We start from the raw sequence: 17,459 nt of genomic DNA on the forward strand, positions 1-17,459 counted from the left end.
AAGAGATGTTTTTGTGGTAGCTCAAACCAACATAAACAAGACAGTGAACCCGCTTGAGGTAGTTGGGCGGGTTCACTCCCTAGAGACCATGGGTACCGTAGATGGTCCTGGTACTCGTATGGTTGTTTTTTGTCAAGGATGCCCATTTAGGTGCAAATATTGCCACAACCCCGAAACATGGGCGTTTGACAAAGGACAACGCATGAGTGTTGCTGAGTTAATGAAAATTTATGACCGCAACCGTCCTTTTTATCGTCGTGGCGGTATTACAGCAAGCGGTGGCGAACCTTTAGCTCAGCCAAATTTTATTGCAGCACTTTTCAAAGCAGCTCACGAAGATCCTAAAGGCAGAATTCATACCTGCTTGGATAGCTCGGGCGCTACCTTTAATCCACGTCATCCCGAATATGTATCCGATTTACTAGACCATACCGATATGGTTTTACTAGACATCAAGCACTCAGATCCTAAAGGGCATATGGAGCTGGTAAAAGGAACATATTTGCGTCCGCGCGCGTTTGGAGATGAGCTGTGCCGTAGACATATTCCTGTGTTAATTCGTCATGTTGTGGTACCAGGTATTACCGATCAGGTAGATGAGCTTAAAGGCGTGGGTTATATTATTGCCGATTGGGATAATGTGGTTGGCCTCGATTTATTGCCTTATCACAAGATGGGTGTGCCAAAATATAAGGAACTGAATATCCCCTATCCACTTGAAGGTGTTCCCTCAATGGACGCTGCAAAAATACCGGAACTTAGAGATATTGTTATGAAAGCGCGCGCCGAGCGACTTATGGCGCGTAAAATGGCGCTTAGAGCAGCGCAGGCAGCGCAAGCACAAGCGCGCATGCAGACGCAGCAAACGGCTTGTGTTGCAACAGGTGTTGCTCAATAGAGATATCTAAAACACGTTACTTAAGGATTTAGTAATACAACCATTAAAAAGGCGTTTACCCTTGTTGTAGGGTAAACGCCTTAATTTATACTTGTAACTCGTGTTTTAATTCACGATTGTAATACGTGCTTTACATGCAGGTATATCCACCTTTAAGATAGCTTACAAACGGTCTGCAATGTTATAAATTAAGCGAGCTGTTTTATCCCAACCCAAGCAAGCATCTGTGATAGATTTACCAAATACGCCACCGTCAACAGGTTGATTGCCGTCTTCAAGGTAAGACTCCACCATAAAGCCCTTAAACAGGCGCGCAATATCTTCGTTTCTATGCACGCTATCAAGCACTTCGTGAATAATACGAATTTGCTCAAGCGGACGTTTGCCCGAATTATCGTGGTTACAATCAATCACTACGGCAGGATTAGCATAGGTGTCTGCAGTGTAAAGCTCGCAAAGGCGCTCAAGATATTCATAGTGATAGTTAGGATAATTACGACCGTCTAGCCCCTGAAAACCGCGCAAAATAGCGTGTGCTAAAGGATTACCCGTTGCCTCAACCTCCCAATTTCTAAATATAAACGTCTGAGGCTGTTGGGCTGCATAAATGGAATTAAGCATAACCGAACACGAACCACCAGTTGGATTTTTCATACCAACAGGCGTAGAAATTCCTGCCGATACTAAGCGATGCTCTTGGTTTTCAACAGAGCGCGCACCAACGGCATTATATGCAATAACGTCTATAAGATATTGATAGTTCTCGGGATAAAGCATTTCATCGGCGGTAAACATGCCAGTTGTTTCTGCAACCTTAATATGCATATGGCGAATAGCTTTGACGCCACCTAATAGATCGGGCGCACCTAAGGGATCGGGATTATGCAACAAACCTTTATAACCCGTTCCTTTGGTACGAGGTTTATTGGTATACACACGAGGAATGATAATGAGCTTGTCGCGCACTTCTTCGGCAACGCGTGCCAAACGCTCAACATATTCCAAAACAGAATCTTCTCTATCGGCAGAACACGGCCCTATTATGAGCAATTTTTTTTCACTTTTACCGCATAATACATCTGCTACAGCTGCATCAAATGCAGGCTTTTGAGCTGCAATTTGAGGAGCAAGCGGCATTTCTTCGCGAATTTCTTTGGGAATAGGTAAGCGTCGTTTAAAATTCATGGACATAGAAAAACTCCTTTGTGAGCGCGCGAACAGCTTTTGTAACACGCGCGTACTGACGTGCTAACCTTATCTTGAGCGCGTAAAACGAAATAAAACAATATATACAGATTAAGATGAATAGTATGCTATGTCAAAATCAGATACAATAATTTAATGAAATGTTTTCTTAGAAACGGAGGCTATGATGGCATGTACCACCTTACTTGTTGGTAAAGACGCAAGTTTTGACGGGTCAACTATTATTGCACGTAACGAAGATTCTCCCAATGGCGAATTTTGTCCTAAAAACTTTACCGTTGTACAACCGCAAGATCAACCGCGTCACTACAAATCGGTTTTAACACATTTTGAAATAGATTTGCCTGATAATCCCATGCGTTATACCGCGGTTCCCAATGCACTTTCAAATGAGGGTATCTGGGCTGCAGCAGGTGTAAACGAAGCTAACGTAGCAATGACTGCCACCGAGACGCTTACATCCAACGAGCGCGTTTTAGGTGCCGATCCCCTGGTTTACTTTAAGAAGGCATGTGGTAAAGAAGGAGACGCTGATTATACGCCCGAAGTTCGCGGTGGTATTAGCGAAGAAGACATGGTTACGCTTGTTCTTCCCTATATTCACTCTGCGCGCGAAGGTGTAGAGCGCCTGGGTCATTTGCTTGAAACGTATGGTACCTACGAGATGAACGGCATTGCGTTTAGTGATACCGAAGAAATATGGTGGCTCGAAACCGTAGGTGGTCATCACTGGATTGCTCGTCGCGTGCCTGATGATGCCTATGTTACCATGCCAAACCAATTGGGAATTGACGAATTTGACCTTACCGATGCTTACGGTGAACAAAAGTCGTATATGTGTTCTGCGGATCTTAAAGACTGGATGGATACCTATCACCTTGATCTTACACTCAAAGACGACAATTTAGATGAATGTGCATGCTGCTGCGATGAAAATACCTGCGGCGATGATTGCGACTGCGATGACAATGCATGCTGTGCCGATTGCTCTTGTGACGAAACCTGCGCCTGCAAACACGAAATCTTTAATCCGCGCGATGCTTTCGGCAGCCACAGTGACGCCGACCACGTCTACAACACGCCGCGCGCGTGGAGTATGCACAAATACTTTGTTCCGTCACTGTTTGCCGATCCTGCATGTGCTCCTTGGCAGCCCGAAAGTGACGATATCCCCTGGTGTCTTATCCCCGACCGCAAGATTACCATGGAAGATGTTAAATACTCGCTATCGCTTCATTACCAAGGAACCGTTTTTGATCCATATTCAGCACAAGGAACAGCGGTAACACGTTCTTTGTATCGTCCTATTGGAATTAACCGCAATAGTCAGCTTGCAGCACTACAGCTGCGTGGATGGGCGCCTAAGGGTTGCCAAGCGCTTCAATGGATGGCTTATGGATCTAATGCTTTTAATGCGCTGGTACCTTTTTATGCAAACGTTAATGCAACACCTGAGTATCTTAATAACACCTGTGCACATGTTGATACCCAAAGTTTTTACTGGGCAAATCGCTTAATTGGTGCTTTGGCTGACGCTCACTTTAATGCATGCGCCAATCATATTGAGCATTATCAAGAAGCAGTTGGATCCCAAGGTTGGCGTTTAGTATTTCAATGCGATAAACAGGTACAAGACCAAAAGCTCTCGTACGAAGCTTGCACAGAGGTATTAGAAAAAACCAATCAGGCTATAGCCGACATGACCAAACAAGAAACCGATATAACCCTTGACAAGGTGTTGTATAGCGCTTCTATGGGTATGAAAAACGGCTTTAACAGAAGCGATCATTAGTAAACGTGTAAAAAAAAACTGCATGCATACCAAGTATGCATGCAGTTGAATGTGTTGTGCGTTAGATAAACGCGTGTTATAAAAAGAGTGTATGAAACGTGCATGATTTCGCGCCTGCGAGTTTACGTGTTTATGCCTTTACGCGATTGCGCCTTTACGACTTTTCATTTGTGCGTCTTTGCGCGATTGTACCTGCGCGTTTATGCGCCTTTACAAAACCTTTACGAAAGCGGTATGCCCATACACCAGCCCCAACGAGGCGTTGTAATAGAGCTATAATAGCTAATCCAGCGATCCAAAGAAGTTGTGGCTACATATCCTATGTTTTCGCGCACTACCCCGTTGCCAACATAAATACCAATATGGCCATAAATTCTACCAGCGCGCGTACCTGCATGCGAAGGAACAGCTATAATCATTCCCGGTTTAAGATCACTCTTGTTTGAGCTATGACACCAGGCATAATACATATCGCAGGCATTACCCGTAGGATAACCCATACCTGCAGCCGAGAAAACCTGAGAGACCCACATAGCACACAAACCAACACCTGGAGAACCTACTCTATATGCATACGAAATAACATTTCGTTGGCTGCCTGATAAATTGCCACCAAGATTGAGATCGCCTGTTACTTCGCTTAGATTATACGAACGACTTCCCGAACGAGCAGCCGCTGCTTGTTGGGAGCGCTCTTCAGCTGCTCTTTGAAACTCTGCGTCACGCTTTGCCATTAAGTCTTTTACATCTTGAGAAAGACCTTCAAGCACCTGCTTTGATTCGTTCTGCTTGGACGCCATGCGCTCAAGCTCTTGATCTTGTTCTGCTTTAAGCTGTTCAAGAGATTTTTTATGATTTTCAAGATTAGCTTTTTTATCGTCGAGCTCACCTTTAACGCGATTAACTTCTTCTATCATCGCGCGATCTTTTTCGGAGATCTTATCAAGATAATAAATATTAGAAGAGAGTTCGGCAAGAGAAGAAGATGAGAGTAAAACGGATAAAAACCCGTCTATACCAGACTTATACGCGCTTGAAACACGCTTTGAAAGCGCTTTCTTTTTAGCATCAAGCTCCTGCTGCTTTTTATCGATTTGGACCTGCGTTGAATCAATTTGTCCTTGTACTTCTTCTATTTGAGTGCACGTTTTTTCTTGATCGCTTACCAGCTTTTCATACTGAGCAGCAATATCGTCAAGCTGTTTTTGAACTTCGTCGAGCTTTTTTTGAGCAGCATCTATTTGATCCTGTGTATCGGCGCGCGCAATATGGGCAGGCATAGCGGCAAGTACCGTAGTTATACCCAAAAGCTGCAAGAGTTCACGACGCGTAAAAGTTTTGATAGCCAAGTTCCAACTCCTATTCAATTTAAGCTACGATGTATCGTAGGAGCTTGTTATCGAATATGTGCCCTTATTTTAGCACAACCAACCATGCAGAATTTATAGATTCTCCAACGCTTTATGCCGCAAAATCATTTTTAGCGCGTGAGACAAAATGTGCTGACAAGTCTTACGGGCTTTAGCACGTGCTTAAGCCTGTTGTGCGTTTTGCGATGTATGGTGAGCACGACGTTTTATAAGCTTAAGAAAAAGCAGGCCAATCAACATAAAAATCAGCGTGAAAACACAGACAAAATAAAACACGCCAATTCCAAGCGTATAGGTATTTGCAGCACTTAGGTCAAATCCAAACCATCCGCAGGGCGCGCCAAAATTTAAAAAGTTATACGGTGCAAGCATTACCGTTTTCCAGCGCACGCCAAATACAAGCGATAACACACATACATAGCCGATATACACAAAAGGTGGAAGCAGCGACCAAAATACGTCGGATACCTGCATGTTAAAGCGATAGTCAAACCATACAAAGTCTACTATTGCGCATAGAGGCGCAATAAAATGCGTGCACAGTGACGAGGCGTAATGGCTAAGATATGCTCCTATAAAACCTGATTGAGAAGTAGGCGCCAAAAAACATAGATACAGCAAAAACGTAATGCTTATCGCAAGTGTAGCCATATATTTTATGCGATACCACATTTGAGTTTGCAGCGTATTTCTCACACACGCACGCAAACCAAGCAAGGCAGAATCTGCCACGTCGCAGCTCTGCTGTGAGCACGACAAAAGAATTTTGCCTACAAGGGCACACAATAAAACACATCCCATAACAAGATTAGATAAATTGGTGAAATACGTAAACGAAAACAAGCCTTCCCAGTGGACTGCCATTCCATAAAACGCAGCCACGACACCGATGAGCTTAATTATTATCTCGGGGCTGAACATGTGTATAGGTTTGTGCAGCGTCACATTGTGTAATGTTGTATCCATTACAACTCCTTTGTTCAAATGTAAAAGTGAACATAAGGATAGTCATATTAGTTAATATTATCAACTATTTTTTGTACTAATGCACAATTTTTGGCATCTGTAACACAATCAGATTGCTACTCCACTTAAATTATATGCACATACGCAATATACACGTAGTTTAAGAAGGGCGTAAACATAACCATATACCACGCAAACACAATAGAAGGAGCCCATGGAAATGTTTTCTGCCTAATGAGCGCAGCATGACACAGACCGCCTATACACGCAATAACCAACATAACCATAAAGGACAACGGTGTCATATACAAAGACAGCACAAGTAAAAGTTTTATATCGCCAGCGCCTATCGGCGGTGCTGCGTTTGCGTCGTGATTTGTATAAGCAAATACAAACCAAATAATACACAAGATAAAACATATAAAGGAGGCGCTATATGATAGAAGTGAGCCATTCATAAAGCGCAGATGCGCAAAAAATACGCCGATACAAGCAGGTATAGCAAGCAGCGTGTGCGGAATAACGCGATACTTGTTATCTACCAAAGCACATGCAACCAAACACAAAGTTGTAAGTGCATAGAGCGCAAAATACCAGGTAAATGCAAATAAAAAATAAAGCCACCCAAGTAAGCACGCAAGGGTTATGCCTACGCCTACGCGCATACGGGCAGATGAAGAACAGTAGATATCTAAAAGCTCACTCACAGCAATTTCCTAACTCTATACACGTTTACCTGCTGTTATACCTACTGCTATTGCGCTCTCATCTCGTAAAATTAAACACCCGTATATGCGCCCGAAGCTTACTTGATGGACAAACGCATTTTTACAAACGACGCCCGTATAAATAAATAACGCTATTTCCCCTATCGCCCGAGGTCCCCTGTTTTTCCTGAATACAGTTAAGCCCCCGATGCTCAAAGAAATCGATGTCAGATTCTGAACTTACAATAAGGAAAAAGCCACGAGCACCAGCATCTTTAAAACGCTCTGTCATATCGTCAAACAATCGCGAGCCAACACCTTTGCCCATGTGATTAGGGTCTACAATCAATAAGTTAATTTCTGCTTCGGAATTAGCATAACCAAGCGAGATAAAAACATCCGCCGTTGTGTAACTTCTTAAACGACTAAAAAGACGATCCTCAACTTTTACGCCACCACGGCGTGCGCGGTCGCGCGCAATTACCATAATGTCTTCAAAGCGACGGTGCCAAAACGAGTTTTGCGAAATGCTCCTATTGCTGCTTAATCCACCAAAGCATACGCCGATAACACTGCCGTTTTCTTCGGCAACCATCGTGTACACCGAACGCTGCAGCGCACCAGCGGTAAGCACACGACCAAAAATAATACGATCATATGCACCCGTAATATCACTGCACCATTTTCTGACGCACAGATTAACAACTTCATCAAAGTCAATATCTTTAAAAGGGCGAATGATGATCGAAGTATCAAGTTGCGGCATAACCAGTCCTTTGAGCGTAAAACAATATGCAATAAGAAGCAAATATTAAGTATATTACAAGTAAATATGAATATTCACAAAGCTTTTATATTGATTGTTGTGTCCAATGCGCAAGAAAATGCACTAACTATTTGATAATGCTTGCCAGCTCATCTAAACTCTTACGATCTTCATGACGAGCAGATGGCACGCCTTGAGCTGATGGATAGCCAATCTCAAGCATCGCAAGCATCCGATAACCCTTCATCTCTTCAAAAGAATCAGCCAGAACTTTAGGATCAAAATATCCCACCCACGTGCTATATAAACCTAAGTCTTGAGCTTCAAGCATCATATGTGTTGCCACTATAGCGCCGTCTACATCAACAAAATCATGCTCATCATAGCGACGTGTCCAACCGCTTCCAGGCTTTACTCCCACAGCTATAATCAATGGTGCGTCAAAATTAAAGCGTGTAGCTTCGTATGCGCGGCTAAGAGCTTGAGCACCTTGTATCACCCAAGCGTGCCAAGGTTGTCTGTTAACACAGGTAGGCGCTACCTGCCCTGCCTGTAATATTTTTGTTATTTTTTCATTCTCAACGGGTTTTGAGTCAAAGCTTCTGCACGAATACCGAGCTCGTGCTAATTCAAGAAACGACTGCATAGCTGCTCCTTAACACAAAGGAGCGCTCAAAGCACTCCTTTGCACTGCACTGTTATAAAGCGTGGACGTCCTCAGACGAAAACTTAATAAACGCCTTTTCTCCCACTTCATAAATTCGCTTGTTCTTGGGATTAAATTCTGTAATCTTTACCAGCGTATTGCCACACATCACGTGGTAATTTTGATAATGACCCATAAAACGAGAAAGAATAACTTCGCACGGAAGCACGCCTTCATCGGCTACATGCACCGATTCGGGGCGTAATACCAGCGTAATCTCGTCGTCTACGTGCTTACCATTAAGATCGGCAATTTTCACTGGTGAACCCTCTATAACCGCAACACCTGTCTGATCGTGGGCTTCGGTTACCTTACCGTGTAAGAAGTTAGACTCACCGATAAAGTCAGCAACAAATTCATCGCACGGACGATGATAAATGGTACGTGGATCACCAATTTGATCAACAACGCCTTTTTTCATAACAATAATTTTGTCTGAAAGCGCCATAGCTTCGGACTGGTCATGGGTAACGTAAATTGCGGTAATTCCTGCTTCTTGTTGAATACGACGAATTTCGGTACGCATATCAACACGAAGTTTTGCGTCCAAGTTAGAAAGCGGCTCGTCGAACAGAAGAACGCCAGGCTCAATTACAAGCGCGCGAGCAAGGGCAACACGCTGCTGCTGACCACCAGAAAGCTGATTAGTTTTGCGATCCTCCATGCCTTCAAGACCCACGAGAGATAAAATGTGCTCAACTTTAGCTTTAATGGTTTCTTTGTCCATATTTCTAAGCTTTAAGCCATAGGCAACATTGTCAAAAATGTTGTAATGCGGCAAAAGCGCATAGCTTTGAAATACCATAGCAGTATCGCGTTTATTAGGCGTAAGTTCGTTAATAGGCTCATCTGCTAAGAATATCTCGCCTTCATCGGGCGATTCAAAACCAGCAATCATACGTAAAATAGTTGTTTTACCACAACCCGAAGGACCAAGAAGCGTTACAAACTCTCCTGGTTCAATGGTAATATTTGCATCATGAACTGCATAAAAGTCTTTATGCGTTTTTGGATCTTGATAAATCTTTGAAACGTGTTCAAGACGAACACCTTTTTTCTCTTTAGCCATCATATACTCCTTGTTAATCTCTTGTAGATGCACTTGTACCAAAGAACTTGATGGCAATATTCATCAAGAGCACTGCACCATAGGTAATAAGTATCAAAATTGTGGCAAACGCACACGCAATACCATATGCGCCTTTTTCGGCAAATTCGTTAATCTGCACGGTAATAAGCAAAAATTGAGGCGTAACTAACAAAATGATGGCCGAAATTGCGGTAATTGAACGCACGAACGCTGTAACCAAACCACTAAGGAACGAGTCTTTAATAAGAGGCAACGTAACCGTCATAAACACATGGAAACTGTTTGCACCCATGTCATAAGCAGATTCCTCAATAGATTTGTCTATTTGTCGAAGTGCAGAGATACCAGAGCGTGTTCCGGTAGGAAGTGAACGCACAACAAATACGATGATGAGGATTGCAGCGCTACCATAAAGCCCCTGCATAACACCTGTGTGGAAAAGTCCGCCAGAAAAACCGCGAATATATCCAACACCTAATACCGTACCAGGTACCGCCATAGCCAACATAGACGCTGCTTCGATAAAGCCTTTAAGTGCAAATTTACGCTTTACAACCAAATACGAGATGATCATAGATAAAAGTGCCGTAATTGGAGAGGCAATGAGCGACAAAACAAACGAGTCTCTAAACGCCTGAAAACCGTGGTGAAGCTTAAATACCTGTTCAAACCACTTGGTAGTAAGAGAAAAATCATAACCCCAGGTTTTGAACAATGCGCCAAACGGCACACATATATACATCATGATAACAAAGCATGCAAGCAAACCACATAACAGAGTAAGCGGCAAACGAACCGAAAGGTCGGAAATAAGCATACGGCCGCGGCTTGCCTTACCAGTAAGCGTTGCCGTGCTTTTTGCCTCAAGAATATATTTTTGTACCACAAACATGGCAAGCGTAATACCAAGCAATACAACTGCCATTGCTGCAGCACCCTGTTTATCGTATGCGCCTGTAATTTGCAGGTAGATAGATGTTGCAAGTGTGTCGTAAGAACCACCAATAAGCATAGGGTTTGCAAAGTCGGCAATTGACTCAATAAAGGTAACCAAAAATGCATTACCTAAACCAGGCAAAATAAGCGGAAGCGTAACCGAAGTAAAGACTTTCCAACGAGAAGCTCCCATATCGCGTGCCGCTTCTTCAAGAGAGGGGTCAATGTTTTTGAGCAGACCTCTAAACATCATGTAGCATACGGGGAAGAATGTAAGCGTTTGCACAAGCGCAATGCCCCAAAAACCATAGACGTTATTGTCGTAAATGCCCAATAAGTGCCTGGTAATAATACCTGCTTTACCAAACAGCATGATAACTGACAAAGACAATACAAACGGAGGTGAAACAACAGGCAACATAGAAACAATCTTAAACAGTCCGCTAATAAAGCGACTTTTAAGCTTAACGTACACCTCTACATACGCAAAAAGCAAGCCAATAAATGTTGCAATAATACCTACAAAAAATCCTACATTCAGCGTGTTAATGATAGCGGTTTCAAAAGTAGGCATTGCTAAAACACGTGCAAACACATCAAGCGTTGGACCGTGTTCACCTACAATGCTATCAACCATTAAGATAGCAAGTGGGTACAAAATAAACAGCACAAGTGCTGCTACCAGTACAATAATAGTTGATACCAAGATAGGATCTGCTAAAAGCTTTTTGCGATCAAGCTGCGCACTTTGACTTATTGCCATAACACCCTCCTTTATCTGCTCTCGACAATATTACCAACGAAAAGAGCGGTGTGCATACATGGTTATGCACACCGCCTATCCAAGAATTACTTGGTCTTAAAGCGATCATCCCCACCTTTAAGAGCTCCCATAGTATCTTTGACATACTGCTCGGTGTTTTTCTTGGCGTCTTCAAAGTCGTAATCCATAACGTTATTAGGATCAAGACCAAATTGAGTTGCAACTTCTGGCTGTTTTGCATCATCGATAACCAAGAATTGATATGATCCTACTTCCTGACCGCGCTCAACGCACGCAGGTGAAAGCGCATATTCAATCCAGAGTTTTGCAGCATTTTCGTGCTGAGCACCCTTAAACATAGCCGTAGCACCAACTTCAAACGATGCACCTGAGGACGGAATAACCATGCCAATGTTTTGGTAACCATTATCAACAATTTGATAAATTGCATCATGCAAAAATCCAATACCGAGCGTGCACTCGCCCGTACCAACATTTTTAGATGGGCCAGAACCACTCTTTGTATAAACAGAAATATTTTTATCAAGCTTGGTAAGATACTCCAAACCTTTATCGTGACCATATTTTTGAATAATAGTGTTAATAACAAGCTTTGCCGTACCTGCGGTATTGTAGTTTGAAAGCCAAATAAGGCCTTTGTATTTTTCGTCGATTAAATCGGGCCAATCGGTAGGCGCATCCAAATTACGACGGCTCATCTCGTCTTTGTTGTAAAAGAAGCCCAAAATTCCTTTATACACACCATACCAGTGTCCGTCTTTGTCCATATATACTTTTGAAATAAGGTGTGACGCATTTTTTGCCTGATAAGGAGCCAAAATACCCTTGGTAATAGCAACGTTATATGGATCGGTAGTACCTCCAAACCAAACATCTGCAGAGGGGTGGCCAGCTTCTTCTTCGACCTTAGATTCAACTTCGCCCGTTGAAAGACGTTGATATTGCGTGTCAATACCAAACAGAGATTGGAAATTCTCGCAAACTGCAGCAACATGAGACTCTTCACTTGAGCCGTATACAACCAGCTTACCGTCTTTTTTTGCAGCATCTATTAAGTCGGAGCTTGCAATTCTGCTTAAATCTCCACCATCGTTTGCCGAGCTGGATCCTTTATCGCATCCTGCAAGTCCACCAAGGCCAAGAGCTGCTCCAAAAATTCCTGCGTCCTTCAAAAACGTTCTGCGCGAAATAGAAACCATATGTCTTGCCTCCATAACAAAATCCTTCCCTGTGCACATGTGACAGGCATACAACTTACCTTATAGGCGCTTAATGTGCGGCTCATTGTATGGTCAATCTTGTAGGTATCAAGCAATATAACACGTGTTATACACCCGAGTGCACTACAAAAGCATGGAACATCAACAAACAATCACACCAAGCTCCTTCATTTATAAAGCAATACAAGCGCGCGCTCAAGTAAATATCGGCAAAACGGCTTAGATTTTAGGTAAAGGGTTTAAGCAATTTCGTCGGCGGCACTGTTTTTCCAGCTAGACGTTTTATGCCAAGGTATTAAGCGGTGTACATGAATTTTCCAGATGTAATAAAAATGTTGGATGTTGTTAACTAAGTGCGCTAGAATAAAAAGTGTTCTTTTGTAACACACCAATACTATACTCATCTGTCGAACTATCGAGGTTACTTTGTCTAAGCACGCAGCACACTTTGCTTCACGTAAAGAATCTTCAAATAACCAACAAACTACAATCATAAAAAAATCTATACCGTCTACCTTTGCTGATGATACGCGCAAGTCTAATGCTCGTGATAGCCATACTACAGCCGCTTCTGGTCAAACTGCGGCGCCTAGTCAACAAAGTACCCAAACAAAAGTTGCGCGTGCACACAAGCATCAAACACGTGTTTTTGTCTTAGTCCTTTTTGTTTTAGCATGTATTGGATATATTGCCGCAGGTATGTACTTCACTAATCATCTTATGTATCGTACAACACTTAATGGTCACGATGTTTCTTACATGGATGCAAAAGGGCTCACACAGTATTTAGATGACGAGCTCGATGCGTATTCTATTCATGTATCTGGCCTTAATTTTGATATGACGCTTGATCAAAGTCAGCTTAATCTCAGTGTTGATACCGCAGCATGTGCACAAAACACCATTGAGCAAACGGCTCCTGGCTTTAAATGGCCACTGAGTTTGGTACAGCCGCAGCAGGCGTTTATCGAAGAAACGCCAACCTTTGATAGTGATGCCACGCAAGCACTTATCAACGAGCAGGTACAAGAATTTAATAAAAATGCCACTAACCCCGTAAATGCATATTCGCAATACAATCCTGATGAGCAGGCATTTACCATCAAAGATGCACAAGTTGGCTCCGCACTTGACGCAAAAGCAGTAAGTAATTCGGTGATGCAGGATATTTATGCGTTGCGCGCAGAATCGGTTTTGGATGAAAATACCCTTTTGCAACCCACGCTTACCGCACAAGATCAAGATCTTATCGCTATCAATGATAAAGCAAATAAGGCGCTTGAGCTTTCTATTCCGCTTATGCACAATCAAGAGCAGATTGCCGTGGTAGATAAAACGCTTCTGGCTCAATGGATGCATGTAGCTGATCCTAAAACCCTGACCATTGATCAAAGCGCTGTTGAAACATGGGGAAAAGACAATTTACAAGTTAAATCAAAAAGCGCAGGAATTATTAACAAAGTAAATTACGAAAAACTCAATGAATTACTTACGCAGGCTGTATGCAATCTTGATTCAAAAGAAATTACTATTCCGGTAAAGGTTCTGCATGCAACGCCAAAAGGTGCGCCTGCCGAAACTCCGGGTGCGCGTGATCGTGGACGTCATGTTGATATCAATCTTTCAACACAATACGCACGTCTTTATGATGAGGCAGGCGACATACTTTGGGAATCTTGGTTTGTTTCGGGCTCTCTTGCCGGCAATCATTCAACGCCAACTGGCTCATTTGATGTGACAACAAAAGCTCGTAATCAAACACTCATTGGAGCAGATACTAATCACGATGGCGAACCCGATTATAAATCGCACGTTGATTACTGGATGCCCTTTATTGGAAATATGGTAGGAATGCACGATGCGCCTTGGCGAAGCGCTTTTGGCGGAAGCATCTACAAATCAAATGGAAGCCATGGTTGCGTGAACCTACCGCCAAGCAAGGCAGCTGAGCTATATTCTTTGGTGCATGTAGGTGATCCGGTTATTGTTCATTGGTAGAATTACGCAAAATCGCTCTTTGCGGTAAATCGTTCAACTGCTGATAGTATCTTTAAGGTTGCAGAAAAGATTAAACGGGCGTTATTCATAAAATTTTTGTTGCCGAGGTAATATGGTTGCCTCGGGGAGTTTTTTGAAAAGTTTAATGCCTCGTATGATCGGATAGATATAAACTAAAACCAAAACTGCATAAAAGATAGCTAACGATATGCCATCAGCACCTTTAACTACATAATCAGTTGAAACAGGATGTCCCAAAATACCAAATGGAATAATCATAAGGATCAGATCGTCGAGTGCGTGCAGAAGTGAAACGCCAATAATCGACTTTGTTTTATACACCGCCAAACAAAACAGAACGGAACATAAGCCCGTTTGTAGCATTTTCCCCACAATTTGTGCCAGCTGAATTTCATCATGCACATCAATTTTATTCCAGGCGATATGAAAGGCGCCAAAAATAAGAGCAACTACAATACAACTTAACAAAAGCTTATGCTTGCACGAAGAAAAAATTTTTAGGCAGCCATGAAAAATAACCCCTCTGAACAGCACTTCCTCGGAAAATCCTACATACACGCACAAAATAATCTGATACAGCACCGAGTGGAATACATTCGGCGCAGGCAAGCTTTGAAAAAGCAAGGGTACCGAAAGCAATGCGTTTAAAAATGCAATAACAATCATTGGCTTATAAATCTTCCAGGCAATATGCAGCTGTTCTTTTGTTGATCGAAAAATGGACGCACCCTTGAGCAAAACGCACAGAATAACAGACCAGATAAGACTGACTGCTTCATAGGTGAGTATAAGATCAAAATTAAAACGATGGACGCAATAAATTGAAGTGAGTGAAGTGGCAAAGATATAAAAAGCTATCAGAACAAGATAACCCAATGCACACATAACATGCCGCAAACATGCATGTTTAGTGAGTAGATTATGGAATGCGATCACAAGAAACATCCTTTTAAAATACACCGCTCACAATGAGCTACAATACGTCTTTATGGTAAAGTATGTTATCTTATACGCAAACTCAATACACAGCGTTTGTGAAAACATACCGCCACAGGTATACCAATTATAAAGCAACTGTCTGCGCAATGTGCAATCGCACATGTGCAATCAGGTACTAGGTAACTAAATTGCAAAGTTTTTGCACGTCCGCTATGCAAAAGGCATGGGAACGCGCTACATGTAAAGAAGGTGAATATGCTGCGCGATATTATAAGCTCAATTGCAAGCTGGAGCCCACTTGCTATCTTTTTACGACTGCTTTTAGCAACGTTTGTAGGTACTTTTATTGGTTTTGAACGCGAGTTCAAAAATAAGGGCGCTGGAATTAAAACACATGTTCTGGTTTGCTTAGGATCTGCTATGGCAATGATTGTAAGTGAATATCTTATCCATCAATTTCCTGGAGTACGTGCAGATATGGCTCGTATTGGCGCGCAGGTTATAAGTGGCGTCGGCTTTTTAGGCGTAGGGACTATTATTATCACGGGCAAAAATGAAGTGCAAGGCCTTACTACCGCAGCTGGTCTATGGGCATGTGCATGTATTGGTCTTGCTGCAGGTGCAGGATATGCAGAAGGCACTATCATTGCCATGCTGTTTGTGATCTTTACCTTTGTAATTCTTAACAAAATTGATCACTGGCTCCATGAAAACGCAAGGATTTTTACCCTGTATGTTGAGTTTGAAAATAGACACGGCATTAAAGAGTTGCTTAAAAAACTCCATAGTTGGAATTGCAATTTTTCTGCATTTCAACTGGTTAAAGGCGAAGCAGGCAAATTTGGAGGAGCTGCTACATTTACCATTACGCTTGACCGCGGAGCACGTAAGCAGCCCTTTATCGACGCAGTTCAGGCACTCGATGTTGTATGCTTTGTTGAGGAAGTTAATTAGATTCACAAAAATAAATAGCCCCAACTTGGTTTTGGTCAATTAATGTCCGCCTATGCGTGTAGACTTATATTACGTTGTTAGCCATCCTAAGGAACGATCATTATGAATATTCAGCAAGCGCTCGAACATGCACATAGCTCTGTTTTGCCAGGCTTTATCACGGGAGATGCCGCCATTACAGAAGAACGTAGGCGCAACGAGGATTGTGTTGCCACGCTTATGAGTGCCTGGAAAACGTCTAAAGCAGGTGAAGAACCCTGCGATTTTGCCACTATTATGCAAGTAGCAGATAGAAATCGCGAGCTTTGTGATTCATACGGAATTGAACGCCTTGAGCGCGTTAATGGTAGTAGCTTACAAAGAACGCTTTCGGATAATGATTTCATACGAGCTGTTGCGGTTATGCAACAACGCAGCTTTCAAAAAGTGCAAAAAACCGCAGGTCCTGCCTTACAAGATCTCTCAATCGCATATCGAGAAGCTACTATTAAGCCAATTTCTATCTTAGGTATAGACCTCGAAACCACCTCGCGCTTTCCGGACCGCGGTTACATCATTAACCTTGGTATGGAGTTCATTGATCTGCGCGAAGATGCCGCACCACGTGACGGACACAGTGCGTATTTTGGTATGCCAGATCTCTATGCACAAAAGGGCGTTCCTCTTGCGCCAATCCATCACATTACCTGGGAGAACATTGCAGGAAAAACTCCTTTTAGGCAAGCAACAAAAATTCAAGAAGCCTTATTACATGCGTTTTGTGCATTCCCTATTATGGCTCACAATGCCGCATTTGAGGATTCGTGGTTTATGCTTCACCTTAACGGCTATGCTCAAGCACGCAAAGAAGGAAAAATTGTAGTGATTGATTCTCGTGATATTTGTAGACGGTGCGACCCCGAAATTAAATCGCTTCCACGTGAATCAAGACCTGCAGCGCTTGAAAGCTGGGCACGCAGAAGAAAAACGCTTGTAAGCGGAGAAAAAGAAAAACATCTTGGTCTTGAAGACGTAGATCTTATGTTTAGAACCGTTCAAGCAGAATTTAAAGAGCGCGAAATGTTTGCATAAGCTTAATGTTGTGCCCCTTAAAGTTACTTAGTTCA

At 42.7% G+C, this 17,459-nt stretch carries 15 protein-coding genes; 5 read left to right on the plus strand and 10 right to left on the minus strand.

What is annotated here, in order from left to right:
- Positions 1 to 13 precede the first annotated feature (13 nt).
- Positions 14 to 898 (plus strand): pyruvate formate-lyase-activating protein, encoded by an 885-nt coding sequence (gene pflA / locus AC1DBT_RS05560; RefSeq protein ID WP_480018945.1) that lies wholly within the window; start codon positions 14 to 16, stop codon positions 896 to 898.
- A 162-nt stretch (positions 899 to 1,060) separates the two neighbouring features.
- On the opposite strand, the gene AC1DBT_RS05565 is transcribed toward pflA, so the two are convergent.
- On the minus strand, positions 1,061 to 2,089 hold the full coding sequence (locus AC1DBT_RS05565) for a 3-deoxy-7-phosphoheptulonate synthase (RefSeq protein ID WP_480018946.1): 1,029 nt from the start codon (positions 2,087 to 2,089) through the stop codon (positions 1,061 to 1,063).
- 181 nt (positions 2,090 to 2,270) lie between these two features.
- Here AC1DBT_RS05565 and AC1DBT_RS05570 point away from each other — a divergent pair, with 181 nt between their 5' ends.
- The gene (locus AC1DBT_RS05570; protein WP_480018980.1) at positions 2,271 to 3,896 is read left to right on the plus strand and encodes a C69 family dipeptidase; all 1,626 of its coding nucleotides are present in this window, start codon (positions 2,271 to 2,273) and stop codon (positions 3,894 to 3,896) included.
- Positions 3,897 to 4,117: 221 nt separating this feature from the next.
- Here AC1DBT_RS05570 and AC1DBT_RS05575 read toward each other — a convergent pair whose 3' ends face one another.
- The 8 genes from AC1DBT_RS05575 to AC1DBT_RS05610 all read right to left on the minus strand — a co-directional run bounded on the left by AC1DBT_RS05575 (position 4,118) and on the right by AC1DBT_RS05610 (position 12,435).
- Positions 4,118 to 5,245, minus strand: a complete 1,128-nt coding sequence (locus AC1DBT_RS05575; RefSeq protein ID WP_480018947.1) for a coiled-coil domain-containing protein — start codon at positions 5,243 to 5,245, stop codon at positions 4,118 to 4,120.
- 183 nt (positions 5,246 to 5,428) lie between these two features.
- Positions 5,429 to 6,232: a hypothetical protein gene (locus AC1DBT_RS05580; protein WP_480018948.1), complete on the minus strand. Its 804-nt coding sequence runs from the start codon at positions 6,230 to 6,232 to the stop codon at positions 5,429 to 5,431.
- Between the two features lie 125 nt (positions 6,233 to 6,357).
- Entirely contained in the window at positions 6,358 to 6,939 is a 582-nt protein-coding gene (locus AC1DBT_RS05585) for a prepilin peptidase (RefSeq protein WP_480018949.1), read from the minus strand.
- Positions 6,940 to 7,060: 121 nt separating this feature from the next.
- Positions 7,061 to 7,705: a GNAT family N-acetyltransferase gene (locus AC1DBT_RS05590; RefSeq protein WP_480018950.1), complete on the minus strand. Its 645-nt coding sequence runs from the start codon at positions 7,703 to 7,705 to the stop codon at positions 7,061 to 7,063.
- Positions 7,706 to 7,832: 127 nt separating this feature from the next.
- Entirely contained in the window at positions 7,833 to 8,351 is a 519-nt protein-coding gene (locus AC1DBT_RS05595) for a nitroreductase family protein (protein ID WP_480018951.1), read from the minus strand.
- Positions 8,352 to 8,403: 52 nt separating this feature from the next.
- Positions 8,404 to 9,480, minus strand: coding sequence for an ABC transporter ATP-binding protein (locus tag AC1DBT_RS05600; protein ID WP_480018952.1), 1,077 nt, complete (start codon positions 9,478 to 9,480; stop codon positions 8,404 to 8,406).
- 13 nt (positions 9,481 to 9,493) lie between these two features.
- Positions 9,494 to 11,200 carry an ABC transporter permease gene (locus AC1DBT_RS05605; RefSeq protein ID WP_480018953.1) on the minus strand — a complete coding sequence of 569 codons (1,707 nt, stop codon included), beginning with the start codon at positions 11,198 to 11,200 and terminating at the stop codon, positions 9,494 to 9,496.
- An 86-nt stretch (positions 11,201 to 11,286) separates the two neighbouring features.
- Entirely contained in the window at positions 11,287 to 12,435 is a 1,149-nt protein-coding gene (locus AC1DBT_RS05610; protein WP_480018954.1) for an ABC transporter substrate-binding protein, read from the minus strand.
- 432 nt (positions 12,436 to 12,867) lie between these two features.
- Between AC1DBT_RS05610 and AC1DBT_RS05615 the strand changes: the two genes are divergently transcribed.
- A complete protein-coding gene (locus tag AC1DBT_RS05615; RefSeq protein ID WP_480018955.1) occupies positions 12,868 to 14,439 on the plus strand; it encodes a L,D-transpeptidase in 1,572 nt (523 codons plus the stop codon).
- Positions 14,440 to 14,520: 81 nt separating this feature from the next.
- Here the strand turns inward: AC1DBT_RS05615 and AC1DBT_RS05620 are convergent, their stop codons facing one another.
- Positions 14,521 to 15,396 carry a CPBP family intramembrane glutamic endopeptidase gene (locus AC1DBT_RS05620; RefSeq protein WP_480018956.1) on the minus strand — a complete coding sequence of 292 codons (876 nt, stop codon included), beginning with the start codon at positions 15,394 to 15,396 and terminating at the stop codon, positions 14,521 to 14,523.
- A gap of 258 nt (positions 15,397 to 15,654) precedes the next feature.
- On the opposite strand from AC1DBT_RS05620, the gene AC1DBT_RS05625 reads away from it, so the two are divergent.
- Positions 15,655 to 16,353, plus strand: coding sequence for an MgtC/SapB family protein (locus AC1DBT_RS05625; RefSeq protein WP_480018957.1), 699 nt, complete (start codon positions 15,655 to 15,657; stop codon positions 16,351 to 16,353).
- A 102-nt stretch (positions 16,354 to 16,455) separates the two neighbouring features.
- Complete coding sequence (locus AC1DBT_RS05630; protein ID WP_480018958.1) at positions 16,456 to 17,424, plus strand: 3'-5' exonuclease; 969 nt, start codon at positions 16,456 to 16,458, stop codon at positions 17,422 to 17,424.
- The last annotated feature ends 35 nt before the right edge of the window (positions 17,425 to 17,459 follow it).

The sequence above is a fragment of the Fannyhessea sp. C0108B2 genome (genome assembly GCF_056583915.1).